The sequence below is a fragment of the Cryomorphaceae bacterium 1068 genome, assembly GCA_027214385.1.
Classification (GTDB): Bacteria; Bacteroidota; Bacteroidia; order Flavobacteriales_D; family Cryomorphaceae; genus JAKVAV01.
The window spans coordinates 226,224-251,999 of the sequence record JAPVXR010000004.1 but is presented as its reverse complement, the minus strand read 5'-3'; the positions used below and the strand labels follow the sequence as shown (position 1 = coordinate 251,999).

Below are 25,776 nucleotides of genomic sequence, written 5' to 3'. Positions count from 1 at the left end.
AGAAATGGCTTTCGGGTTTAGTTAAAACCCTTCATTATCGGGAGGACTTATTTTCTACCTTTTTCTTCTCCTGCGAGAAGCTGAAGAGATACCCAAAACCCCAAGTATACCTCGCGTCAATTCTCGCACTATTGTGTTAGTAACACTGCTTTTCATGATGGTCTCTAGAGTAGATTTTTCTTTGCGCGATGTGGTTCTCGGGCGTGGAGCAGATTTTTCTTCAGCTTCTGCCAAGTCGGCTCGTTCTAATTTTTCCAAGAGTATTTCGTGGGCGCTTTCTCGGTCTATGGAGCGGTTATATTTCGAAGCGAGTCTGCTTTTGCTGACAAGGGTATTTATTTCGCTGTCAGTCAGAATGCCCATTCTAGATTGAGGTGCTTTCAGCAAGGTGTGAACTACGGGAGTGGGAATCCCTTTTTCATTCAGTAGGGTAATGATGGCCTCGCCGATTCCCATTTCGGTCAGCAGTTGATCCATCGCGTAAAAGGTTGTTATCGGGTAATTTTCAGCGGTCTTCTTGATGGCCTTTCGGTCTCTTGCCGTGAAAGCGCGCAGCGAATGCTGGACTTTCATACCCAATTGAGAAAGGATATCTTCCGGTACGTCATCAGGGAGTTGGGTGCAAAAGAAAATCCCCACTCCTTTTGAGCGAATGAGCTTGATGATGGTCTCGATTTGATCGTGAAGTTCCTTGGAAGCTTCTTCGAAAATCAAATGAGCTTCATCAATAAAAATTACCAACTTAGGTTCAGAAGCATCGCCCTGCTCGGGGAACTTTTCGTAAATCTCAGCTAGCAGGCAAAGCATAAAAGTGGAGAACAACTGAGGCTTTGACTGCATGTCGACCAGCCTCAACACATGTATGATTCCATCCCCGTTGGAGTCTTTGGCCAGCAAGTCATTCACGTCGGTGCTGGGCTCGCCAAAAAATCGATCGGCACCTTGTTGCTCCAATTGCAGCAGCTTTCGCATAATGGCTCCCACACTTTGACTGCTGATTAGGCCGTAAGACTTTTGAATCTCATCTTTTCCTTCTCCATTGATATATTGAAGTGCCGTTCGGAAATCCTTGATGTCCAAAAGCGGCAGGGCATTGTCGTCGCAGAACTTGAATGTGAGCGCAACGACTCCTTGCTGTGTATCATTGAGACCGAGGATTTTGGAAAGTAGCACGGGCCCGAATTCACTGATCGTGGCGCGCAGACGAACTCCGGGTTCGTCAGAAAGGGTAAGAAGCTCTATCGGAAATGCTTTGGCTTGCCATTGACTTCCGATAGACTGGTGTCTTTCGTCTATTTTCGGATGATGTTTGCCTGCAGCGGCCATGCCGCTCAGATCACCCTTAACGTCCATTAGCAAGACAGGCACTCCTGCGTTTGATAAGCCTTCGGCGATGCCTTGAAGGGTTTTGGTTTTTCCCGTTCCGGTAGCTCCCGAAATCAGGCCATGACGATTGAACATGCTCAGCGGTGCCTTCACTTGCAAACCCGATACGGGTTGACCATCCAAAATGGCACCACCCAAAATCATGGATTCACCCTTAAAGGTGTAAGCTTTTTCAATCTCGGAAGTAAATTCTTCTTTTTTCACAAGTCTGATCTTAGAAATTCAATGATAGGAATTACCAGTGGAACGACCTTGAATTAAAGGATTAACCTTTTAAGAAGGAGGCTGCAATCAACAAATCTTCTCTCGTGGTGATTTTGATATTCCTTCGATTGCCTTCTACGATGTCAATTGATTGGCCCATATTTTCCACCACCGAGGCGTCATCGGTAAACACGCTTTGGTACTCCGTTTCGTAGGCTTTTTTGAGAATGTCAGTTCGGAAGCACTGAGGTGTTTGAATGGCTACCAATTCATTTCTGGGAATGGTGTGGCTCGAGTCGCCATCAATTCTGCGGATGGTATCGATGACCGGCACTGCCGGTATAGCTGCTCCCGATTTGGCGGCGCTTTCAAAACAACGTTCGATGGTGTCGGCAGATACAAATGGCCTCACCGCATCATGGATGGCCACCAATTCCACATCATCAGCAAGGGCTGCTATTCCGTTTTTAACGGAGTGGAATCGCTCTTCCCCGCCTTCTACCACAGTGTGTTCAAGGTCAAATCCGTAGTCATTTTGGATTTTCCTCCATTCGCCGTGAAGGCTCGTGTAGAGCACCAAGATGAATTGAAGTTCGGGATCGTAAAGTCGAAATGCTTCAAACGTGTGAAGCAAAACGGGCTTTTCCGCAAGGGGTAAAAACTGCTTGGCCGTGTTGAGGTTCATGCGGGTGCCGGTACCTCCCGCCACAATGATTACCGCCCTCTTTGACATAATTGAGTTATTGTTTCTCAGATTTTGAAGTGTCTCGGCCAGTAAGTTCAAGATCAAGGCTTGTGCAGTTCTGAAAATAAGGAGTCAGCTCTAGGCTAATGACTGTTTTCAGGACAAGCATAACGAAGATATTGGACTATAATGGTTGAGACACTAAATGATGAGCATTGCGTCTCCGTAAGCCTGAAAGCGGTACTTTTCCTTAATAGCCACTTTGTAAGCTGCCATCACATTTTCGTATCCGCCGAAGGCAGCAACTTGCATTAGCAAGGTGCTTTCGGGAGCGTGGAAGTTGCTGATCATTGCATCGGCAATGGAGAATTCATAAGGAGGGAAAATGAACTTATTCGTCCACCCGTCAAACGGCTTTAAAAGTCCTTCGGTAGAAACCGAAGTTTCAACTGCGCGCATCGCGGTTGTGCCAACTACACAAACCTTTCCTTTGGAAGTTTTGGTACCGTTGACAATATTCGCAGATTCTTCGCTGATGGCCATTTGCTCGCTGTCCATCTTGTGTTTTGTGAGGTCTTCTACCTCTACAGGGCGGAAAGTTCCGAGTCCGACATGAAGTGTAATCGGTGCAAAGTGAATTCCTTTGAGCTCCATTCGTTTGAGCAGTTCGCGACTGAAGTGAAGACCTGCAGTAGGCACTGCAACTGCTCCCTCTTCTTTGGCAAAGATGGTTTGGTACCGTTCGTAGTCTAATTCTTCAATCGGGCGATCGATGTATTTCGGAACAGGTGTTTCTCCCAATGACATCATCGTGCTTTTGAAATCCTCATATGGGCCATCAAAAAGGAAGCGAAGGGTTCTACCTCTGGAAGTGGTATTGTCAATTACCTCAGCTACCAATTCGTCATTTTCGCCGAAATAGAGTTTGTTTCCAATTCTGATTTTGCGCGCGGGGTCAACTAAAACATCCCATAATAAGCTTTCGCGGTTTAGTTCACGAAGTAGGAATACCTCGATCTTAGCACCTGTTTTTTCCTTGTTTCCGTAGAGACGAGCAGGAAAAACCTTGGTGTTGTTCATCACAAAACTGTCGTTCTCACTAAAGTAGTCGAGGACGTCTTTGAACATTTTGTGTTCGATCTCACCCGTTTTGCGATTCAAGACCATCAATCGGCTCTCGTCACGGTTTGGAGTAGGATATTGTGCAATAAGTTCTTTAGGAAGAGTGAATTTAAACTTTGAAAGCTTCATTCAAAAGGCGTTTTTATGGTCGAAAAAATGCGGCTGCGAAGTTAATGAATAAGGTCGAGTTTTCCAGTGCATTTTAAACATCTTCCCGAATGTCTTGCACTAGCCGTTGGAATTCAATGGGATCGATGGCATTTTCAACGGAGTAATCACCAATCATTGTTCGGCGCAATTCGGATAGATGAGCGCCGCATTTTAGCGTCTCACCTAGGTCGCGAGCAATTGATCTTATGTACGTTCCCTTACTACACTCTATTTCAAACCTGACCAGTGGCAGAGATGAAGTGTCTGTTTCAAATTTGCTGATGATGACAGGTCTGGCCTCAAGTTTTACCTCCTTTCCCTTTCTGGCAGAAATGTAGGCGCGCTTTCCATCCACTTTTTTCGCAGAGAAAATAGGGGGCATTTGCATAATGGCTCCGCGCATTTTACTCACAGCCTCTTCCACCATCTTGTCGGTGATATGATCTGTTGATTGGTGATTCTCTGTTTCAGTTTCGAGATCGTAAGATGGCGTTGTAGCGCCCAACGTAAAGGAGCCTGTGTAGGTTTTGTTCTCTACGGTGAGGTCAGTGATTTTTTTGGTAAACTTTCCCGTGCAGATGATCAACAGTCCTGTAGCTAATGGGTCGAGTGTGCCCGCATGGCCGACTTTAATTTTTTTCAGGTCAAACTTTTTTCGGATCGTATACCTCACCTTGGCGACGGCGTCAAAGCTGGTCCATGTGAGCGGTTTATCAATTAGAAGTAATTGACCATCTAAGAATTCTTCTACTGTAAGCTTTCCGTAATTGATCATGCGAAAAGCGAATAACCGATTGCGATAGCTCCTACTGCAAGGCAGTAATAGGCGAAATAGTCCAGCTTACTCTTTTTTACGATGGCAATCATCCAGCGACAAGCTAAGATCCCCGCAAAGAATGCTGCCGCAAAGCCTGTGACTAGAGCCAAGTTGTCAATATTTCTGGAGGGTTGAGCTTCTAGAAAGTCCTTGTATTCTAAAATCATTGCTCCAAAGATGACAGGTAATACCATGAGGAATGAAAAGCGTGCAGCACGTTCTCGACTTACTCCTGCTAGTAATGCTGTGGAAATTGTGGATCCCGATCTGGAAACACCGGGTAGCACGGCAATGGCTTGAGCCACACCAATAAGCAGAGCTCTGCCAAAAGTCACTTTTCCCTCCTTTGCAGGAATGCGGGTAGTGCTGTACAGCAAAACTGCCGTGAAGATGAGAGAACATCCAACCAAAAGGAGATTCCCCTCGAAGAGCATTTCAATTTCATCTTTGAAGAAGACACCCACGAAAAAGACAGGCACCATACTGACGAGAATAAAAGCCGCAAACTTGGTGCTCTCGTTCCATTTGAATTCGAATAGTCCTTTGAAGAGATCGGCAATGTCGTTTCTGAAAACGACAACTGTACTTAGTGCAGTAGCCCCGTGCAGAGCAATAGTAAAAAGCATACTCTCGCCTGCTTCAAGGTCATCCCCAATTATAGCTTTAGCCAATTCCAAATGGCCTGAGCTGCTCACGGGTAAGAATTCCGTAAGTCCTTGAATGATGCCCAAGATAAGGGCCTCTAAAATACTCATGATTCAGTTGGAGAGGAAGAGTCTTTCTTGACGATCGAGTAAAAGATGACCACATATCCGACCATGACAACGATCGGTGCTAAGGTTATTCTTCGAAAGCTAAAGATGTCTTCATTGAATTCCATTGGGTCTTCTGTGCCACCTCCGATCATTAGGATAAATCCTAAAACTACGACTGCGATCCCAATCAACATCACTTTGTAATTCGTTGCACTTAGTGCGAAGCTTTCCTTTTCTTGATTTTCAGTTGTGCTCATCGGATTCAATAAATTTTAGATGCGTCCATTCTCAAGTAACGCCTTACTGCAAATAACGTTGATATTCCTGAAATTACCATTCCCAAAAGGGCAACGAGACCAAAAAGCTTAACAAACATTATCAGGTCGTTGAACTCAAAAAACTCGGGGACCTCGTGCCTTACAGCGAAAAGAATTCCCAAAATTAATAAGATCGCAATGAAGCTGGCGTAAAGTCCTTGCAGGATTCCATTCCAAATAAAGGGGCGTTGGATAAAGCCTCCCGTAGCTCCAACCAGCTGCATACTGCGAATAACAAAGCGCTTGGAATAGATCGTTAGTCGAATGGTATTGTTAATCAATGCTATTGCTATGAGGAGGAGTAAGGCACTAAAGGCCAAGAGAGCTATCCCGATTTTATTGATGTTGTTTTCGATTTGCCGAATCAAATTCGGGCTGTAAACTACTTCATTTACACCTTCTCGGGCCTCTATCTTACCGGCAATATTGGAGATGCTATCAGGGTGTGTGTACTCCACGTTCAACTTAAGATCAATCAATCCCGGTAAGGGGTTGTAGTCCAAAAAGTCCATAAACTCCTCTCCAAGATCTTTCTGCAGTTGTGCCGCCGACTCTTCTTTGCTGATGTATTCCGTAGCGCGAGAATAGGCTTCAGCGTCAATTTCTTTCTTCAGACGAATGATTTCACCTTCACTCAAGTCAGAGTCTAGAAATACTTCTACACGAATACTCTCTTTCACGTAAGTGGAAAGCTTCTGAGCATTGAGAATGAGGATGGACAAAATACCCAGCATAAAGAGCACCAAGCTGATGCCGATCACCGTTGAAACGGCGCTGGTTCGCGCTCTTCTTCTTGCGTACTTGTCAGGAGTGGAGGCCATAACAGTCGGCTAAAGTAGGAATATTTATAGTTTGCAACTAAGGCATTGAAGAAACATCTTTTCACTCTCGACTCACCCCCAATGATTTGATAACTTTGCCGCTTCTAATCGAATGGTAATGGAATACAATTTTCGGGAAATCGAAGCCAAGTGGCAGAAAATCTGGAAGGATAAAAAAGTATACAAAGTGAATGAAGATCCAAACAAGAAGAAATTCTATGTTTTGGATATGTTCCCTTATCCTTCGGGAGCAGGCCTGCACGTAGGCCACCCGCTGGGATACATCGCTTCGGATGTTATCGCGCGGTACAAAACGCACAAGGGATTCAATGTGCTTCACCCGATGGGTTTCGACTCTTTCGGACTACCTGCCGAACAATATGCCATTCAGACAGGACAGCACCCCGCCATTACCACCAGAGACAATGTGGCTCGCTACAAGGAGCAACTTCAGCGAATGGGTTTCAATTACGATTGGAGCCGCGAGGTGCGCACGAGCGACCCCGATTACTACCGCTGGACGCAGTGGATATTCTCAAAACTTTTCGAGAGTTGGTACAACAAAAAAACAAACCAAGCCGAAGATATCTCAACCCTTGTTGCCGCCTTTGAAGAAAATGGAACTTACGGAGTGGATGCCTTCATAGATCGAGATTGGCACAAACAACTTGATCTATCTGATTTTCCTTTCGGGGAATATTTCGCAGGAGAACTCACGGCCACCGATTGGAAGGTTTTGAAAGATCACCAGAAACAAGAAGTTTTAAGTCACTACCGATTGGCTTACCTAAGCGAAACCTGGGTAAACTGGTGCGAGGCTTTGGGAACCGTTCTGGCCAACGACGAGATCAAAGACGGATTGAGCGAACGCGGTGGACACCCCGTCGAGCAACGATTGATGAATCAGTGGAGTCTCCGGATTACTGCCTATGCCGATCGACTTCTCGAGGGCCTGGAAAAAGTCGATTGGCAAGATTCTATCAAAGACATGCAGCGCAACTGGATTGGAAAGTCCATTGGAGCTATGGTTCGTTTTATGCTGGCCGATCATCCCGACCACATTGATGTTTTTACAACTCGTCCCGATACGATTTTTGGTGTCAGCTTTATGGTTTTGGCACCCGAACACGACTTGGTAAAGAAGATCACCACTGACGATCGTCGCGAAGCGGTAGAAGCCTATGTGAAAAAGAGCATGGCCAAGACCGAGCGCGAGCGACAGAGTGAGGTGAAGACCGTTACCGGAGAATTTACCGGAGCATACGCCACCCATCCCTTTTCAGGAGAAAAGGTTCCTGTTTGGATTGCCGATTACGTTTTGGCAGGCTATGGAACGGGAGCAGTAATGGCCGTTCCATCGGGTGATGAACGAGATTACGCTTTCGCCAATACATTTGATATTGAGATCCCGAATATCTTCGAAGGAGTTGATATTTCGGAGGAAGCTTTTTCAGGAAAATCAGCGAAGCTCCAGAATTCTGGTTTTCTCGAAGGAATGACCTACGAGAGGGCTATGAAAGCGGTAATTCACGAATTGGAAGAAAAGCGCATCGGGTACGGAAAGGTCAATTACCGTCTACGCGATGCCATCTTTTCGCGCCAGCGTTATTGGGGTGAGCCATTCCCGGTTTACTACAAAGACAATGTGCCGCATCTTTTGAAGGATGATCAGCTACCACTGACACTTCCGCCTGTAGATAAATATCTTCCAACTGATTCAGGTGAGCCACCATTGGCTAGAGCCAAAAAAGAAGATTGGCCCATCTTTGAAGGCGATAGAATGGAGCACAACACGATGCCTGGTTGGGCCGGATCGTCATGGTACTTTCTCCGTTACATGGATCCCAAAAACACTGACCTGCCTGTTTCGCCAGAAAAGGCTGACTATTGGGGGGCGGTTGATTTATACATCGGTGGTGCCGAACATGCTACGGGTCACTTACTGTATTCTCGTTTTTGGACCAAGTTTTTATCTGATCGCGGCTTCATTCAGTTTGATGAGCCTTTCGGCAAAATGATCAACCAAGGAATGATCTTGGGTCGGTCGAGCTTGATTTATCGTTTGGATATTTTGAATTATGATATCCCGGGATTCACCGATGGCGAAGATTTGCCTTCTCCTCGATCTTTTCCTGAAATATTTGTCTCAAAGGAGATTTACGACGACTGGAAAAAGCACGAATACCTTACCGAAAATCGCCAGTATGTCATTCAAAAGCTACAGACATTGCTCCATGAACAATTGAGTGAATTTGGAGGAATGGATACGAGTAATGCTACCGCAGAATTTTCCGTAACCCCACTTCACGTTGAGGTGAATTTGGTTGAAAACGATGTTTTAAAAGTCGAAGAGTTTAGAAAGTGGAGAAGGCAATACGAAGATGCTTATTTCATCTTGAGCCAAGATGGAAAGTACCATTGCGGCCATGAGGTGGAAAAGATGTCTAAGCGATGGTACAATGTGGTGACGCCCGATGCGCTTTGCGATCAGTACGGGGCTGATACCCTACGGATGTACGAGATGTTCCTCGGGCCTGTGGAGCAATCGAAACCTTGGGATACGCAGGGAATCAGCGGAGTCCACAATTTTTTACGAAAATTCTGGCGCTTGCTCCACGATGGAGATGGAAACGTTTCAGTGAGCAATGAAGCACCTACGAAGAAGGAATTGCAAGCCCTCCACCGCTGCATCAAGAAAGTGACAGATGACCTAGAGCGACTCTCGTGGAATACCGTAGTGAGTACTTTGATGATTGCCGTTAATGAACTCACAGCCTTGAAGAGCAATAACAAGCAGGTTCTCGAGACTTTGGCCATTTTGATTTCACCTTATGGGCCTCACTTCGCTGAGGAAATCTGGGAGAAACTGGGAAACACGGACTCCGTGCTCAAGCAGCCTTGGCCCGCTTTCGAACAGAAGTATTTGGAAGATGACGAGTTTGAATACCCTGTTTCTTTCAATGGAAAGATGCGCTTCAAAATGGCATTGGCAGCTGACATGTCAAAAGAAGAAGTGGAAAAAGCTGTCCTTGATTCGGCGGAAGCTGCGAAATATTTGGAAGGGAAAACGCCTAAGAAGGTTATCGTTGTGCCCAAACGTATTGTGAATGTTGTGATATAAAAGCAATTTTTTTTCTTCATAAACGTCTACTATGTAGTCTTCCACCTCCTTTGGAACGGAATTTGAATAATCCTTTTCATGAAGCAAGTAGCACTTCTCATCATAGCCGTCTTTTTGACCTTGTTTGGTTTCTCACAGAAGAGACCCCCTGAGGCGAGTCTGGATACTCTTCCCGTGATGGATTTGCCTGAGATTGATCAAACTGCCTTTGGAGAAGGGGAATATCTTCGATTCAGGTTGCATTACGGAATTATTGATGCAGGTGAGGCCGAATTGAATGTCTACAAAAGCAAGAGAAAATACCAAGGTCGCGAAGCGCTGCATGTCATTGGAACCGGAAAGACGCTAGGCGCATTCAACTGGTTTTTCAAAGTGCGAGATCGGTACGAAACCTATCTGGATGAAGAAGGAATCTTCCCGTGGGAGTTTGTTCGTGACATTCGAGAAGGTGGCTATGAAAAAAAACAGACGTACAGCTTTCACCAACATAAGGCTGCGGTAAGCACAAACAAAGGCGACACGTTTAAGATTCCACCATTGTCGCAAGACATGCTCTCGTCATTTTATTTTGCCAGAACCATCGATTTTTCCAATGCACGGGCAGGAGATGTTTTCACCATTCCAACCTTTGTCGATGGCGAAGAGTTTCCGTTAAAGATCAGATACCTCGGAAAAGAAAATCTCAAATCGAGGACAGGGACTTATCGTTGTCTCAAATTCGTACCCGTAGTTCAAGAGGGTAGAATCTTTGAAGAAGAGGAGGATATGATCGTTTGGATTACTGACGATAAGAACAAAATTCCCGTTTTGGCGCAAGCTAAAGTACTGGTAGGTTCTATCAAGATGGAATTGGTCGAATACCAAAACTTGTCAAATCCCATCGCAAAAATCGACTGATTCGGTCTTCGATTTCTATATTCGCACTCGATGCAAATGCGTTTCACAAATTCTCTCCTTTTATTATCCATTCTATTTCTCACTTATTCCTGTTCACAGGGTGAAGAAAATATAGAGGACTTAGATCCTGAAGATGTTTCCATTCAGGTAGATGAGGTTCCTAAACGGTATGGTATCGAAGAGGATGCGTACAAGATTCACGAAGGGACGATCAAAAAAAATCAGTTCCTAGCCGATATCCTTCTGGGGTACGGAGTTCCTTACGGCGAAATTGCTGAGTTAGAAGGAGCAAGCAAGGATGTGCACGATGTTCGAAAGCTGAAAGCAGGGGATAACTATGCTGTATTTACCAATCGGGATAGCACTAAGAAGGCCAGCTTCTTTGTGGTAGAAACCAGTCCTGCTAATTATGTTGTTTATCAATTGGGGGATAGTATTTCGGCATATCTAGGTCAAAAGCCCATTGAGACGAAATTGAGAGAAGCCGGAGGTATGATTAATAGCTCCTTGTATCAAACCATTGCCGATAACGACCTTCCTATCGATTTGGCTATGGAGTTGAGTTTGATTTACGCCTGGACTGTCGATTTTTATCGTATCCAAAAGGGAGACTATTTTAAGGTGATTTTCGAAGAGCGTTTTGTCGAAGGCCAGCGTATTGGAGTAGGAGAGGTCATAGCCGCTGAATTCGGTCACCGCGATGAGATTTTTAGTGCTTTTCTCTTTGAAGAAGGAAAGGTGAGTGATTATTTCGACCTTGAAGGAGAGAATCTGAGAAGGGCATTTTTAAAAGCACCGGTCAAGTTTTCGCGAATTTCCTCGCGCTATACCATGAAGCGTTACCATCCCGTTCAGCGCCGTTTTAAAGCACATTTGGGAACTGACTATGCAGCACCTCAAGGCACGCCTATTGTGGCTACGGCAGATGGAGAAGTAATTGCTTCGGCATATGGGAAGTACAATGGAAATTACGTGAAGATTAGGCACAACAGTACTTATACAACGCAATACCTGCACATGTCAAAGCGGGCAGTAAATAATGGAGCCTATGTTCGCCAGGGTGATGTGATCGGTTATGTGGGCTCTACCGGATTGGCCAGTGGTCCACATGTCTGCTACCGATTTTGGGTTAATGGCAAACAAGTGGATCCTTACCAACAAGATCTTCCTTCAGGCGATCCGATTCCCGAAGAGTTTAAAGCTGATTTCAGCACTACCGGCGATAGTTTGAACCTTATTTTAGAGCAAATAGAAATTGGTGAAGTGAGCTAGTTTCCCTTCAAAAACTAAACGGCTGATTCCCTTCTAACTGGTTAACCTTGCTTTTTACTATTTTCGCGCCTCACTTATTCACCTTATGAAGACAAATATTTTTCTTTCCACCATTCTTTCCGTTGCATTTTTTGGGGCCTTCGCCCAAAACACTCAGTCGCTGGTTGAGGAGACTGTAACCCATTCGGGAGTGCAGGCTAAAATTGAATTTATTGCTTCAGATGAATTGAAGGGAAGGGATACCCCTTCGCCTGAGCAAGAAATTGCAGCCAAATACTTGGCCACTCGCATGAAAGAGTGGGGAGTGAAAACGGCACCGGGGATGGATAGCTACCGTCAAAAGGTGAATTTTAAGAAGGTCACACCACCCGCCTCAGGTGCATTTATGGTGAAAGATTCGACTTATGCGCTCGGTGAGGACATCCTATTGCTCGATGGAAGCTCAGCAAACCTAGAAGCCAAAGTGGTTTTCCTGGACTATGGAAGTGAGGACGATTTCGCAAACGCTAAAGTAGAAGGCAAAATAGTCGTAGTTCGCCTTGGCGATAAAGGAGAGCCGAATGTTCGCAAGGCGTTCATGGCTGGAAGAGCAAAGAGAAAAAGAGCGGCAGAGAATGGAGCTTTGGCTTTGATCGAGCTCTATTCATCCACTCAAATCAGCTGGAAGATTATCAAGAATTACATCGGTGGTCCGAGTATCTCTTTGGATATGGGCGAAGAAAAGGAAGAGGGACTTCCTCATCTTTGGTTAAATGACTCTTGGAACACCTCGGCCGATTTTTTTGCTGAAAAGGTAAAAAAGGCAGAACTGAATATCGACGGAGCCACAATTGAGCGTTTCTTCGCTTACAACGTGATCGGAATGGTAGAGGGAACGAATCCTGACCTTAAAGATGAAATCGTGGTCTACTCAGCTCACTATGACCACGTAGGTTTAGGACAGCCTGATGCCGAGGGTGATACCATTTACAACGGAACCCGTGACAATGGAATAGGCTCCATCACCGTTTTGGAAGCCGCTCACAATATTGCGAAGTACCCGCTGGATCGTACTTCGATGTTTATCTTCTTTACGGGAGAGGAAAAAGGACTACTCGGAAGCGAGTGGTTCGTGGAGCACCCTGTTGTTCCTCTCGAAAGTATCGTTATGTGCTTCAATAGCGACAATGCGGGATACAACGATACGAGTATCACCACCATCATTGGCTTGGAGCGCACTACGGCCACCGAAGCGTTTATCACTGCTGGTGAAACATACGGATTAGGAACCATTGCCGATCAAATGCCCGATCAAAATCTCTTTGACCGATCAGACCAAGTGAGTTTTGCCGCAAAGGGTATTCCTGCTGTAATGTATACGATGGGTGTAACTGCTTTTGACGATGAACTGTTAAAGTACTATCACCAAGCAGGTGATAACCCTGATTCGGTGGATTACGACTACCTGTTCAAATTCACAAAGGCCTACGTGCATGCCTGCAGATTGGTAGGAAATATGCCTGAAAGACCATACTGGACTGAAGGGGATAAGTACTACGAAGCGGGAGAGGAGTTGTATAAGACTCAGTAAGCCTCGGTCATCTCATCGTATTCATAATGCTGAACTCCCTTCTCGGGTGATTTGGCTAATCTGAGCATGGCGCCTGCCACCGTTTTCACATGGATGGGCTTGTACTTTGTGAGCGATCCCATCATGAGTGGAGAGACGAGTTTCATACCGACCGTCCCTATTTTCTCACCCAAGCGATCCTCTTTTCTTGGGCCCAGCAAAAGTGATGGATGAAAAACATGCAGACTTGCAAAGCCGATATTTTCCAAATCTCTTTCCATCTCGCCTTTTACCTTATTGTAAAAAACACTGGAGTCAGCACTGCTGCCAATGGCGCTTACTACACTGAAGCGTTCAATGCCTTGTGACTTGGCCGCTTTCGCGAAATCGATCACATAATCGTGATCTACTTTGCGAAAGGCCTCTTTTGATCCTGCGGTATTTATGGTAGTACCCAAACAACAAAAGGCGTGGCTTGCCCCATCGCAAGCATTTTTCAGATCATCCAAATTGTCGAAATCGACTTTTGTCCAAGCTACTTTTCCAACTTGCTCACCGTCTCTGCGTGTTAAAGCCGTAACGGTCATCACGTCTTTATCAGTTTTCATCCTATCGACAAGAAAGGTGCCGATCAAGCCTGTGGCTCCTGCGATAACTGCTTTCATGTTTAGGCTTCTTTAGGTTCGATCCAATCGCCGTGCTCGCGAATGAGGTCAATCAGTTCGTCCACCGCATTTTCGGAAGGGACATTTCGTTTTACCACTTCCTTCTCTTTGTAAAGGGTAATTTTTCCTACACCTGTCCCGACGTATCCGTAATCTGCATCGGCCATTTCACCCGGGCCATTTACAATACAGCCCATGATTCCGATTTTCACGCCTTTCAAGTGTTCGGTGCGAGCGCGAATCTTCGCCGTTGTTTCTTGTAAGTCGAATAATGTTCGTCCACAAGACGGACAAGAGATGTATTCGGTTTTGCTGATGCGTGTTCGGGTGGCTTGAAGGATTCCAAAGTTCAATGAGTTTGTTGTTCGGGCATCCACCAAATCCGATTGAACCCAAATCCCATCTCCTAATCCATCTAAGAACAATCCACCCGCATCGGTGGAAGCGTAAATTTGGAAATGATCTCTATCGAGGTTGTCGTATTTTCTTTTGATCACCACTGGAATATCCGATTCGCGATTCATCAACTCCATAAATGCACGTCGCAAAGCTGGCATTGCGTGCTCATTTTCAGTTTCCAGCACCAAAACGGAATGTTTGGAAGCCTTTAATTTTTCAATGAAAGTGGAGTCGAAAAGATCCATTTCGTCGGCGGATATGAAATTTATTGTCGAGCTCAATTCCCCGTTTTCCAAAAACGATTTGGCAGAGATCAGAGGATACACCCTCGGTTTGTGTGATTGCTCGTTCCAAGTGTGCTCATTTACTATTACGCCAAGCGTTCCAGGGATTTGAAAATCTACGGTGTTCTCCCCGATGAAGATGTAATCCGCAGCTTGATCGCCAATGTTCCATTTGTCCAGTGGTACACTGTAGCTATAGCCGAAAGGAAAAAAAGAGGCGGGTTTGATTTCAGCTTTTCCCGAAAGGTCTCCTACCACAATTGGTGCTTGACCATCTCCCATATTGGCTACGCGATACGTATTGCGACGTGTGTATGAAAAAGGATCCAATGGGTTATGGCTGATTTCTTTTATCGTGGTGTGAGTGTTTCTATTTTCGTAGCGGTCGACTAAGATTCGAGCTACGGGAATCTCTTCTTCGGGTTCTTCCGTCAAGCTTACGCGAACGGTGTCACCAATTCCATCTTCCAATAATGTACCGATTCCCACGGCTGATTTGATTCTTCCGTCTTCGCCTTCTCCTGCCTCGGTTACCCCAAGATGGATCGGGTAATTCATTCCCTCGTCCATCATGCGCTTTACCAAAAGGCGGTAGGCCTGCACCATCACTTGCGTATTGCTGGCCTTCATGCTGAGCACCAATTCGTGATAATCGTGGTCTCGGCAGATGTTCAAAAACTCCATCGCCGACTCGACCATTCCCTCCGGCGTATCACCATAGCGACTCAGAATGCGATCACTCAGCGACCCGTGGTTCGTCCCAATTCGCATAGCGGTTCCTTCCTCTTTGCAGATTTCCACTAATGGACTAAAGCGCTTTCGGATTCGATCCAACTCGGCCTGATAGCTTTCGTCGGTGTATTCTATTGTTTCAAATTTTTTCTTGTCGGCGTAGTTTCCGGGGTTTACTCTCACCTTCTCTACGATGCGTGCAGCAATTTCTGCGGCATTTGGGGTAAAGTGAATGTCAGCAACCAAAGGGGTGTCGTACCCTTTGGTGCGAATACCTTCTTTTATTGGCCGAAGGTTCTCAGCGTCTTTTTTACTCGGGGCGGTAATGCGCACGAGCTCACAGCCCACTTCTATCATTCGGATAGACTGCGCAATGGAGCCTTCTGTATCCATGGTGTCGGTGGTGGTCATGGATTGAACGCGTATCGGGTTGTCGCCGCCCATTCCAACCGAGCCGATTTTCACCGATCTGGTTTGAAAGCGCTCGTAGGCAATTGGATTCGGGCAATAAGTTTTTTCGTCTTTGATGGTCGCCGACATAGGTTTTTCGGTTTAATTATGAAGTTAACGCTTTCCTTAATCGTTTGTTTTTTGTTTCAACCTCGCTTTTCTGAAGGGGAGCTTTCCTTTCTTTTTCAAGGCATTAAGATACAATGCTCCGAGGATTAGAATCGTACCCATATAAAAGCCGAAGGTCATTTCTTCGCTGGAGCCGAAAATGAAAAAGGCTAGGATAATTCCGTAAACCGGTTCGAGATTGATGGTCAGCGAAACGGTAAAAGGCGTCAGCTCTTCCATGACTTTGACGCTTGCCACAAAGGCGAATGCGGTGCATATGCTTCCTAAAAGAAGTATCCAAACCCAATCTGATGCAGGAATATCGATTAGGTTGAGACCCAGTTTTCCTGAAAGGCCTAGCCAAATGCTGATTCCCAAAACGCCTCCGATCATTTCGACCAGGCTAATTCTGTAGGGATTATCTTTTTCGATCAATCGACCGTTGATGACGGTAAAAAGAGAGGCTAAAAAAGCGGATGCCAAGGCCATCACGATACCTGCGGCATATTCCGTTTCGAAACTGAAAATCAAAACCAAACCGATCACTACCATAGATCCAAAAAAAAGCTCGGCAGGATCAATCTTACGCTTGAAAATGAGTGGTTCTAATATTGCCGTGAATAAGGACGCCGAACTCAGACAAGCCAAGGTGACACTTACATTCGAAATTTTAATGGCTTGAAAAAAGGTGACCCAGTGCAGAGCAATCAGAAAACCGACACCGAGATATGTTTTGGCATTCAGCCATATAGACTTGTGAATTTTCCCGGCAGGGTAAGCGAATAGCGCTATAGAAATGGCGGCAATGAGCATTCTCCACCACACGAGCAGATCAGAATCTGTTTCTATAAGCTTTCCCAAAATGCCTGTGAAGCCGAAGATGAAAACGACCACATGCAAGAGTAGGAGGTTTCCGACTTTAGCTTTTTTCATCTTCCTGTTCGTCCACTTTCTTCCCAACATCTGCTACACCACCCGATACGATGAATTTCATAAAGTCGGCAGTATTCACGACTACGGGAGTCACGTTTTCTATGGGGACGATAAAAATATTTCCTGAGAAATTGTAGCTATGTGGCAGGTAGACCGCTATTTTGCCCGTTTTCAGATTCAGTACACTAAGGTCGTCGTTGGTAATAAACCCGGGTTTTTCTATTTCGCTTTCTCGGTTTAGCTTTACCAGTACGGGACGCGAAAAGCTTTTCTTCTGTCCAACGAAAGCCGAGAGCAAATCTGTGATCGCGGTATAGATGGTTTTTACCAATGGAACCCTGTCCAGTATTCGGTTGGCCCGCTTGTAAATCGGTTCTGCGATGAATGTAGAGCCCAGAAAGCCTAAAACGGTAATTCCTCCAAGAAGAATCAATATACCCAAGCCGGGAATATCCATTGGAATGATCTCATCCAACATCACAAAAAGCTTGTAGACGATGTATGCGATTAATGAAATCGGCACGACCAATAGCAGTCCGCGGAAGAAATAACCGACAATCGCTTTTACGAAAGAATTCTTTTTCACAGTGGCAAAGTTAAGCTAGTTCTGCTTGGGTCTTCTTCGGAAGTGAGGAAACTACCAAGTCGTAGGAATGATCAATTAACTTCTTTTGAAATTTGGAGTCGAGGCCCTCAGCACTAACTGTATTCCAGTGCTTTTTACTCATGTGCCAGCCCGGTATGATCAAGTCGGGATAGGCTTCTCTTAGCTCTATGGCGTATTCGGGATCGCACTTCAGGTTAAAACTTTGGTAGTTGTCGATATTACACAGAGCAAACATTTTTCCCATCACTTTGAAGACAAGCACATGCTCATCGAATGGAAAACTCTCGGTGACTCCCTTGCGGGCAAGGCAGTATTCGCGGTATTCGTCAACGTGCATTTTTTGAATTAAAGTTTAGTAGGATTCTAATTTTTCAGTGATCACATTAAGAAATGACTGAATCAATGAGTCAGGTGAAATATAGCCCTGGTGTTCAAAGTGTAAAGTTTCTTTGTCTGCACTGATATCCAGTTGATCAAAGTATATAAAGCAATTAGTAACACATGAGTGATTAATGTCGATTTCCAACATTTTGTATTCCGATTTTCGGTCAGTTATATCCTGTACGGTACTCTCTTGAATCTCAAAAGCAATTGCCAAATTGGATAAAACATTTGTAAGCTCTTTTATTGCAATAGATTGGAATGTTGTCCGCCCATTTTCGGTCTTTTTAAGTCCTCCCTGCCAATTCTTTTTATGTGTTTCGTTCCACTCCTTTCTATTCATGACTCTGCTAATGAAAAAAGAATCGGTCTCGATGGAGAAGCGTCATTTTCGAAAGGCGCTGTTTGCAAGTTGAGCAGGTATTTTCCATCGCTGACTTCATCAGGTACAAAGATCATCTCTGTGATGGTGCAGGTATTGTCTCCTTCAAAACCGCTTTTCCAAAAGGCGTGATGCGCTTGAAGTCGCCCGCCATCGACTTCACGGTCGACTGACGGAAGATCCAGCAGTAGGTGTTTAATTCCTTTTGATCGCATAAGTGTCAATGCTTCGGGCTCCAGAAAAGGAGGGTTCGTTCCCGAATAAACCATTGATTTTTTATCAACGGGATTGGGTAATGTTCGAAGGATTAAGGCCTCGCATTTCACATCAACGATGGCCTTTTCTATTTGATCTTTTGTAATAATCAGGTCTCCCTGATTTCGGAACACGACTTCGCTTTCCCTGTAAATTTCAGGCTCAATGCTGACCAGAAGTGCAGTGAAAAAGTATTGTTTAAGAATGGAATTGACGGAAAGCACTTCTTCATCAATGTGCCCTGATGATTCGGTGTGAGTACCGTGGCCATGTGGGTTGAAGGAGATGTTTCTGAAATTCACATTGCCTCCCTCGGCGATGCTTCCTGTAAACAAATCGTTTCGAACGGGTTCAATCGTCATGGGGTCGACGTACCATGCTCGCGGACCTTCAGGACTCAGCGGAATGGAGATATCCAGTGGGCTGCTTAAGTCAGCCTGATACTCAGTGCCGTTAAGGTCGATTTTAATCTTCATGTCCTAAAATAAAGAAATCTGATGCAATTCCATCGGCGAGGAACATTCCCTTTTTGGTTAAGGTCAATTGATCGCCTTCGAGTTTTGCGGAGCCATCGCTGATGAGTCGTTCTATTTCGATTGAATAGATCTTTTTGAAGTCCACGTCAAACTCCTGCTGACCTCTCTTCAGGTCGATACCTTTAGCAGTGCGAAGTCCCGTCATCACCCATTCGTTGAAGCGCTCTTTGCGACTCAAGGTTTCTTTGGTGGTGGGCAGTTCTCCCGTTTCAATTGCCGAGCAATACTTTGGATTATTAGCTACATTCCAATATCTGGAAGTTCCGTTGAACCCATGCGCAGAGGGGCCGAGAGCGATGTAAGGCACTCCTGCCCAATAGGCCGAGTTGTGTTTGGATTCAAATCCCGGCTTAGCAAAATTGCTGACTTCGTATTGGCGTAAGCCTTTCGAGGCTAAGAAGTCCACCATGTACTCAAAATGTATGGCCGCGGCTTCCTCGTCTACCGGTTTTTCTTTTCCTTTTTTCACGCGATGACCCAGCGCCGTATCGGTTTCTACTGTAAGGCAATAGGCCGATATGTGATTCACCCCCAGGTCGACTGCTTTACTTAAGTTTTCTTTCCAATCATCCATCGTCATATTGGGGATGCCGTAGATGAGATCAATCGTCATGTTATCAATGCCGATTTGCTTAGAGATTTTGACGCAATTCTCAGCTTCAGCAGCAGTATGAGCTCTGTTCATCCAACTCAGGTGCTCGTCGAAAAAGCTTTGAATTCCAATGCTTAATCGGTTGATACCAAGATGTGCCCATCCTTTTGCTTTTTCTTTTGAAACATCATCCGGATTGGTCTCCAATGTGATCTCTGCATCGGGATCAATATGATAATTCCTGTGAATGGCGCACAGGACTTTTTCCAATTGGGTGATCGTCAAAATACCTGGTGTTCCACCACCAAAGTAGATGGTACGAATTGTATCTGCCGTTTCATTTTTCCGCATCTCGGCTTCTCTGGTTAGAGCCGAAACCACTCGATCTACGAGTTTGTTTGATGTCGAGAAGTGGAAATCACAGTAGGTGCAAGCCTGCTTGCAAAAAGGAATATGGACGTATATTCCCGACATTTACTGGTTGGTTTTCAGTACAATTCGGAAAGTCGTTCCCGAATCCGGCTCACTTCGTTTCACGAAGATTTTTCCGCTGTGGTAGATTTCTATTATACGCTTTGCCAGCGAAAGTCCGAGACCCCATCCACGTTTCTTTGTGGTATATCCGGGTTGAAAAACGGCCTTATGCCCTGACGCGGGTATTCCTTTTCCGGTATCGGTAATATCGATGTAGACGTTTTGAATTTCATTGCAAATTTCAACGGTGATTTTACCTTTTCCATTCATCGCGTCAACTGCATTCTTGATGATGTTCTCAATCACCCAACTGAAAAGTGGTTGGTTAATCATGGCTTTGATTTCGCCGTCTTGATTCTGCTTGATATTAAATTCTACCTTTTTACTGATTCGCGGTCGGAGGTAGTCGATGGTGCTATTCATAACATCCGATATGACCGTATCCGTAAGTTCAGGAGCCGAACCGATTTTGGAGAAACGGTCAGTAATGATCTCCAATCGTTTGATATCCTTATTCAATTCAGCGATGGTCTCCTTATCGGTGCCCCGTGCTTCAAGAAGCTGTACCCAGGCAATCAAGCTTGACAGGGGTGTTCCGAGTTGATGAGCGGTTTCCTTTGCCAACCCTATCCATACTTGGTTTTGTTCCGCATTTCTAAAAGTGCTGAAAATGAGGTAGGAGATAAATAGGAACAGACCAATAATAACCAATTGGACAAATGGGAAATACCGAAGTTGGGTGATAATGATCGAATCAGTGTAATAGATATAATTCACCACGCGGTCTCCAAACTTCACTTGGATAGGCTCATTTTTCGCAGCCATCTCAGCAATTTGTGCAATAGCCATAGTTGAATCTGCAACTAAGGTTGAGTCGATATTGCTAAAGTTGACTATGCCTGTGCGGGATGAATCTGTGACCAAAACAGGCACAGACCCTGAGTTCATTACCGTTTCACTGATAAAGGAGTTGATGAGGTCATCCAGTGTTTTTTCTAATTCGGTAATAATTCGAGAATCCTTGTAATACACTCGGTGATCGAAGTAGGTGTTACTAACACGAATGGGCTTGTATTGAGCCCGCATGGCTGCTATAGTACTATCTGCTTTTTCGGGAGTAGAAATATACTTGTAGTCTATGTTGTTGTAAGAAATGATCTCATTTTTCGCGTCAACAACAAGTACGGGAATTGTGCTATTGTTTTGAATGATTGTTTGCAAAAAGGGCAATTCACTATCTGTGGCAGGAGCAATTCTACCAATGGCCTGTGCCCAGACGTCGGCTTTGTTGCGCTCTTCACGCCGCATATCTGAAAAGAGCTTTTCAGTATAGTTGATCAGGGAGAGCCGCCGCTGAACGGCTTCACTCCATAGTTGAACCTTTAAGCGTTCTTCTTGCCGTATTTTATTTACAATGTAGTTGGAGTACCAGAGCGATAATCCCACTATCACAACAGCGAAGATGAGCAGTACTGCTTTCCATCGCTGCTTCCGCGAGTATAAGTTCATTCGATTTTTCTCTCAATTACTGAGTAGATCTATGCTATAGGCGGATCGGGTTTGGACTCAAATTTAAGAATCTTTTAAAGATCATCATCGTCCTCCAGATCATCGTACAAGTCTTGATCTTTTTTGCTCAGCCTTTTCTTCTTCTTACTTTTTAACGTATCTGTCGAAGAGGGCTCACCAAACTCAACATCAAATTGAATCGGCTTCGTTTCATCTGATTTTTCAGGTGGGGCATTAAGAGTAGTGTCTGATTTAAAAAGTCCGAACTCTTCTTTCAAAATGCCCTTGAAGGTTTTCGTCTCTTCTTCAAACTTCTCTTTTCGTTTTTCCCTGGCGGTTTCTTTGTCGCTGCTGAATTCAGGGTTTTTAATGGTTCCGGCCATACGCATGAAAATGCGGAGTCCCGTATCGTCATCTACGACGTAACCGAATTCGCTGTCTTTTTCTCGACCGGTTCTAAGAAGTTCGCTCAAGCGAAAGCCAATGGAATAGTCGATATTATTGTCAAAATCGTGGGTGCCCGATGCGGAAATGTCCAAAACCGATGTAGCAATTTTCATCTCGGGAATTGTGATAATTTGATTCTCGATGGTCAAGTTGTTTTCGAGCGTTTCGAATTCAACGTTTCTCAGTCGCTCCTTCAATGCATCCACTTTGATGAAGGTATTCCAGAGGGTATTTCCTTTGATGTAATCTGCAATGTCTATAAGCGATTCAACCTCCTTTAGCTCGCCGTTTTCTATTTTTAGGTTAACATCGGCCTTGACACTTTCTTTGCGAATGGCCAGCGTGGTATCCAGACTGCAAGTCAGGTTTACCGCACCGTTAAATAGCCCTTCTATTTGATCGTGACTGATCACTTTTTGCCCGAAATCATCGAAGTTGGCAAATAGCTCATCTACGTTCATTTGCGATAGCGTAGTGTTTGATCCGAGTTCAAAACCAGTCTCAACTTGATTGAGCCGAAGGCTCCCCGTAAGGGTTCCTGAAGCCAATGTCATCCTAGCAGGGTTTAATGTAAAGAGACCATTGCGGTAGTAGGCTTTTCCTGATAGGGCTGTTGCGGTGAACTCTTTATAGTCCAATTGATCGACTTCAATGTTCAGTTTGAATCCCACTTTTGCAGGTAATCTGAAGGCGGTTGAATTATCATCACCTTCAGATTCACCGAGTAATTGCTCCAGGTAGATTCTTTTCGATTTTAAGTCTGCTACAACTTCCAGACTTCCACCATTTCCCGTCAAATAGGGAAGTGCATTATTGATTTGGCCTTTGATTTCAAATTTATTGTCTCCGACTTCGGCCGTCAACTGTTTTGTTCTGATGGAGTTTTCTACAATCTCAAAGCTCCCTTCGATTTTTTCAAATACCTGAGACCTTCCTTCGGTTTTAAAAGCACCATCTTCTAGAACGATAGCGCCTAGAAAGTTTAGGCCTCTTAATAATCTCTCTGTACTCAGATCGGTGCGGTCAAAGTTTCCTTTGAGTTGACCCTTAACATCGATCCGTCCTTCCAGTACCTCAGCAAAGCTTATATTCAGGAATTCCTTCAGGTCTTCCAGCTCTATTCTTCCTTGAAGAGCCAGATCGAAATCGGGGGCATTTAAATTAGCGATCTCTCCGCTGGTTGAAAAACGACCCGGGCCGATTCCAGCCTCCAAACCTTTGATTGTGACGTTGGTTTTTCCTTGCGCCAACTCTAAAGTACCACGACCTGAATATACATCGGCTCGCCCTGAGCTTTCTGAATGGATGATTTCTCCTGCGAGGCCGTCAAAGTTTAATGTCAGTTCAAATCCATTTTTCGTGGCAATGCTTAGATCCAGATCGGCATTGCCGGAAGGCTGATAAGTTTTAAAAACGCTTTGATTGGGAAGCGGGATGAGGGCTACCGCATTTTCCAATTCTGTATTTTCAGAATTGATCTGAACTGTCCAGAAGGCATTCTCGGCAGAATTGTCATAAGCTCCGTTGAGCGTTGTTTTTTCCTCCCCAAGACGAATCTTTTCTGATTCGAAGGTGTAGACTTTGGCCTTGGTGTCAATGTTTAGAGCTACCTGTCCGTCGATAGTCGTTTCCTTATACAGGGTATCGTCTTCGTAGACAATAGAACGGGCAATAAAATCAACATCCGACTTTAGGTTGAATATATCTTCACCGAAATTACCATTGGCTTCTCCACTAGTTACATGGATGTCTAGCGCTAATCGGGAGCCAGTTTTCAATACATATTCGAAATCTTCTACCTCTACATTTGTCAGTGAAAAGGTTTGCTCTGTAGTGTCACTCGAGCTTTTCCAAAAGTGGAAATTGTCCGAGCCATCCGCGAATATTTGCATATTGAAGAAACCACGGTTGATTTCTGCCTCGCTTACTTTATAGTTCTTGCTTAGAAAATCGAGCAAGCCGATTTGTAAGTACAGATCTTCAATATAAATCAGCGTGTCAGGATCATTGCTCACCGCTTCAGGAATAACCACTTGGCTGAATCGCAATGAGGCGTATGGGAATTTTTGGAGCAAACTGAGATTGATGTCCTCAACATCAACCGGCACGTTGAGGTGCTGATTCAGTTCGTAGACGATGGCATCCTTTACTTCGGGTTCGAATTTTTTGGCCAGAAAAAATGCCGCGGCCATAGAGAGGATTACCACCACAACCAGGATTAAGGCATATTTTAATAGTCGGCTCAAACGGATAAACTTCTGAATGAGAGAAACGCCTTAACCACTGCTATTATTTCAGCATTTTGAGATTGTTGATCTCCTGTTCATTTAGAAATCTCCAGTGTCCGCGGGGCAGATCTTTTTTAGTAAGGCCGGCAAATACCACCCGATCCAATTTCATGACTTTGTAGCCTAAGCCTTCAAAGAGCTGGGTGAGGACGCGGTTCTTACCGCCGTGAATTTCTACTCCTACTTCGCGCTTGTCTTTGCCGTCACCGACATATGAAACCACATCAGCCGCCATCGTTCCGCTTTCTAACTCAACCCCTTCTACCAGTTGTATGAGATGCTCTTCTTTTACATTTTTGTCAAGGAGTACATGGTATAGCTTTTTGACATTGTGTTTTGGGTGGGTGAGCTTCTTGGCCAGATCTCCGTCATTGGTAAACATGACTAACCCGGTAGTACCGCGGTCGAGTTTTCCTACGGGTAGAATATTCGTATTTCCCACACCGCGCATCAATTGCTTCACGGTGCTACTGCCCTTGTACTCTTTCATGGTGGTCACGAAATCCTTGGGCTTATTCATCAAAACGTAAATCAGCTTTTCAGGCGAAAGCCGCTCTCCGGCATATTTTACTACATCACCCGGATTTACTTTAAATCCCATTTCGGTGATGGTTTTTCCGTTTACCTCTACCATTCCCGATGCTATAAACTCATCGGCTTCACGGCGAGTACAAAGCCCCGAATTGGATAAGTACTTATTTAAGCGAATTCGGTTATCGCGTTCTGAGGCTTCAGATGGAAGAACTTCTCCACCACGTTTTCCTTTATAAGGCTTATTGCGCCCTCGTTCTCTATCAAATTTTGATTTGTAAACGGGAGTATCTTCAGTGCGCTCGAATTTCTTTCGACCGTGTTGTTTATCATAATTCTCGCGGCTAGTGGCGAAATTCTTTCCACCTTCTCCGTCGCTTTTTCTGTCATCGGATTTAAACCTTGAAGAACGCCCCCTCTTTTCAAAAGACTTTCTATCTCTTGTGTTATCCTCGTTTCGATCAGAATCAGGAACTGACCTTGTAGGTCGTTCTCTTTTGTCAAAAGGTTTTCCCGCTCTCGGTCTGTCTCCGCTTCTTCTATCTTGATTATTGTCCTTGTCGCTGTCAAACCTTTTGCGACCCGAACTCTTTCCATAGGACTTGTTTCCCGAGGGCTTTCTTGAACCCCGACCTCTTCCTTCAGATGAATTGTCTTTTGATCTGCGACGGTTGCCGTCTTTATTATCTGTACTCATGTATTTATTTCAGCCTACAAAGTTGGGTAAAATGCTTCTTCTATGTGCTCTAATTCGTGATTTCCTCTGTTTAAGATAATTGTAATCACATCAAAACGGCCCTCTTTTTCGATATCCTTTAATCGCATATACTCGTTAGCAGCGGAAATAATGTGTCTCTGCTTCTTTCTATTGATGTATTCTTCCAGCCTTCCGGGAAAAGGTTCTTCTCTGGTTTTAACTTCTACAAAGACGATAAAGTCCTCTATTTCAGCGATAATATCGATTTCCTTTTTACCAAACCTCCAATTCTGTTCAAGAATTTTGAAACCTCGACCTACCAAATGCGTAGAAGCCAGAGATTCGCCCAGTTTGCCGATTGAATTGGTCGATGACATACTAACAAAAAACTTGTGAACCCTAAAGGTTCC

23 protein-coding genes are annotated in these 25,776 nt (G+C 44.8%); 4 read left to right on the top strand and 19 right to left on the bottom strand.

Annotation, left to right across the window (positions count from 1 at the left end):
* Positions 1–54: 54 nt before the first annotated feature.
* The 7 genes from O3Q51_08005 to O3Q51_07975 all read right to left on the bottom strand — a co-directional run bounded on the left by O3Q51_08005 (position 55) and on the right by O3Q51_07975 (position 6,257).
* Positions 55–1,530, bottom strand: a complete 1,476-nt coding sequence (locus O3Q51_08005; GenBank protein MCZ4408746.1) for a DUF853 family protein — start codon at positions 1,528–1,530, stop codon at positions 55–57.
* Positions 1,531–1,651: 121 nt separating this feature from the next.
* On the bottom strand, positions 1,652–2,323 hold the full coding sequence (locus O3Q51_08000) for a 2-C-methyl-D-erythritol 4-phosphate cytidylyltransferase (protein MCZ4408745.1): 672 nt from the start codon (positions 2,321–2,323) through the stop codon (positions 1,652–1,654).
* A 153-nt stretch (positions 2,324–2,476) separates the two neighbouring features.
* Positions 2,477–3,526, bottom strand: coding sequence for a tRNA preQ1(34) S-adenosylmethionine ribosyltransferase-isomerase QueA (gene queA / locus O3Q51_07995; protein ID MCZ4408744.1), 1,050 nt, complete (start codon positions 3,524–3,526; stop codon positions 2,477–2,479).
* A 73-nt stretch (positions 3,527–3,599) separates the two neighbouring features.
* Positions 3,600–4,322 (bottom strand): tRNA pseudouridine(55) synthase TruB, encoded by a 723-nt coding sequence (gene truB, locus O3Q51_07990; GenBank protein MCZ4408743.1) that lies wholly within the window; start codon positions 4,320–4,322, stop codon positions 3,600–3,602.
* Entirely contained in the window at positions 4,319–5,119 is an 801-nt protein-coding gene (locus O3Q51_07985) for an undecaprenyl-diphosphate phosphatase (protein ID MCZ4408742.1), read from the bottom strand. Before O3Q51_07985 ends, truB begins: the two co-directional genes overlap by 4 nt.
* On the bottom strand, positions 5,116–5,376 hold the full coding sequence (locus tag O3Q51_07980; protein ID MCZ4408741.1) for a DUF3098 domain-containing protein: 261 nt from the start codon (positions 5,374–5,376) through the stop codon (positions 5,116–5,118). Before O3Q51_07980 ends, O3Q51_07985 begins: the two co-directional genes overlap by 4 nt.
* A 5-nt stretch (positions 5,377–5,381) precedes the next feature.
* Complete coding sequence (locus tag O3Q51_07975; GenBank protein MCZ4408740.1) at positions 5,382–6,257, bottom strand: permease-like cell division protein FtsX; 876 nt, start codon at positions 6,255–6,257, stop codon at positions 5,382–5,384.
* Between the two features lie 118 nt (positions 6,258–6,375).
* On the opposite strand from O3Q51_07975, the gene O3Q51_07970 reads away from it, so the two are divergent.
* The 4 genes from O3Q51_07970 to O3Q51_07955 all read left to right on the top strand — a co-directional run bounded on the left by O3Q51_07970 (position 6,376) and on the right by O3Q51_07955 (position 13,117).
* The gene (locus tag O3Q51_07970) at positions 6,376–9,378 is read left to right on the top strand and encodes a class I tRNA ligase family protein (protein ID MCZ4408739.1); all 3,003 of its coding nucleotides are present in this window, start codon (positions 6,376–6,378) and stop codon (positions 9,376–9,378) included.
* Between the two features lie 78 nt (positions 9,379–9,456).
* The gene (locus tag O3Q51_07965) at positions 9,457–10,275 is read left to right on the top strand and encodes a DUF3108 domain-containing protein (protein MCZ4408738.1); all 819 of its coding nucleotides are present in this window, start codon (positions 9,457–9,459) and stop codon (positions 10,273–10,275) included.
* A gap of 36 nt (positions 10,276–10,311) precedes the next feature.
* Positions 10,312–11,547 carry a peptidoglycan DD-metalloendopeptidase family protein gene (locus O3Q51_07960; protein ID MCZ4408737.1) on the top strand — a complete coding sequence of 412 codons (1,236 nt, stop codon included), beginning with the start codon at positions 10,312–10,314 and terminating at the stop codon, positions 11,545–11,547.
* A gap of 85 nt (positions 11,548–11,632) precedes the next feature.
* Positions 11,633–13,117, top strand: coding sequence for a M28 family peptidase (locus O3Q51_07955; GenBank protein MCZ4408736.1), 1,485 nt, complete (start codon positions 11,633–11,635; stop codon positions 13,115–13,117).
* Here O3Q51_07955 and O3Q51_07950 read toward each other — a convergent pair.
* The 12 genes from O3Q51_07950 to O3Q51_07895 all read right to left on the bottom strand — a co-directional run bounded on the left by O3Q51_07950 (position 13,111) and on the right by O3Q51_07895 (position 25,743).
* On the bottom strand, positions 13,111–13,761 hold the full coding sequence (locus O3Q51_07950) for an oxidoreductase (protein MCZ4408735.1): 651 nt from the start codon (positions 13,759–13,761) through the stop codon (positions 13,111–13,113). The two genes, O3Q51_07955 and O3Q51_07950, sit on opposite strands and share 7 nt — an antisense overlap.
* A gap of 2 nt (positions 13,762–13,763) precedes the next feature.
* Positions 13,764–15,716: a (E)-4-hydroxy-3-methylbut-2-enyl-diphosphate synthase gene (gene ispG / locus O3Q51_07945; protein ID MCZ4408734.1), complete on the bottom strand. Its 1,953-nt coding sequence runs from the start codon at positions 15,714–15,716 to the stop codon at positions 13,764–13,766.
* Positions 15,717–15,752: 36 nt separating this feature from the next.
* Complete coding sequence (locus tag O3Q51_07940) at positions 15,753–16,667, bottom strand: EamA family transporter (protein MCZ4408733.1); 915 nt, start codon at positions 16,665–16,667, stop codon at positions 15,753–15,755.
* The gene (locus O3Q51_07935) at positions 16,654–17,253 is read right to left on the bottom strand and encodes a DUF502 domain-containing protein (protein ID MCZ4408732.1); all 600 of its coding nucleotides are present in this window, start codon (positions 17,251–17,253) and stop codon (positions 16,654–16,656) included. Before O3Q51_07935 ends, O3Q51_07940 begins: the two co-directional genes overlap by 14 nt.
* Positions 17,254–17,263: 10 nt before the next feature.
* The gene (locus O3Q51_07930; GenBank protein ID MCZ4408731.1) at positions 17,264–17,611 is read right to left on the bottom strand and encodes an MmcQ/YjbR family DNA-binding protein; all 348 of its coding nucleotides are present in this window, start codon (positions 17,609–17,611) and stop codon (positions 17,264–17,266) included.
* 15 nt (positions 17,612–17,626) lie between these two features.
* The gene (locus tag O3Q51_07925; protein ID MCZ4408730.1) at positions 17,627–17,998 is read right to left on the bottom strand and encodes a hypothetical protein; all 372 of its coding nucleotides are present in this window, start codon (positions 17,996–17,998) and stop codon (positions 17,627–17,629) included.
* Positions 17,995–18,768 (bottom strand): cyclase family protein, encoded by a 774-nt coding sequence (locus O3Q51_07920; GenBank protein ID MCZ4408729.1) that lies wholly within the window; start codon positions 18,766–18,768, stop codon positions 17,995–17,997. The genes O3Q51_07925 and O3Q51_07920 overlap by 4 nt, the downstream gene beginning before the upstream one ends.
* The gene (hemW, locus tag O3Q51_07915) at positions 18,758–19,894 is read right to left on the bottom strand and encodes a radical SAM family heme chaperone HemW (GenBank protein ID MCZ4408728.1); all 1,137 of its coding nucleotides are present in this window, start codon (positions 19,892–19,894) and stop codon (positions 18,758–18,760) included. The genes O3Q51_07920 and hemW overlap by 11 nt, the downstream gene beginning before the upstream one ends.
* Positions 19,895–21,403, bottom strand: a complete 1,509-nt coding sequence (locus O3Q51_07910; GenBank protein ID MCZ4408727.1) for a HAMP domain-containing sensor histidine kinase — start codon at positions 21,401–21,403, stop codon at positions 19,895–19,897.
* Positions 21,404–21,477: 74 nt separating this feature from the next.
* Complete coding sequence (locus O3Q51_07905; protein ID MCZ4408726.1) at positions 21,478–24,096, bottom strand: hypothetical protein; 2,619 nt, start codon at positions 24,094–24,096, stop codon at positions 21,478–21,480.
* Positions 24,097–24,139: 43 nt separating this feature from the next.
* Entirely contained in the window at positions 24,140–25,366 is a 1,227-nt protein-coding gene (locus O3Q51_07900; protein MCZ4408725.1) for an RNA-binding S4 domain-containing protein, read from the bottom strand.
* A gap of 14 nt (positions 25,367–25,380) precedes the next feature.
* On the bottom strand, positions 25,381–25,743 hold the full coding sequence (locus O3Q51_07895) for a YraN family protein (protein MCZ4408724.1): 363 nt from the start codon (positions 25,741–25,743) through the stop codon (positions 25,381–25,383).
* Positions 25,744–25,776 lie beyond the last annotated feature (33 nt).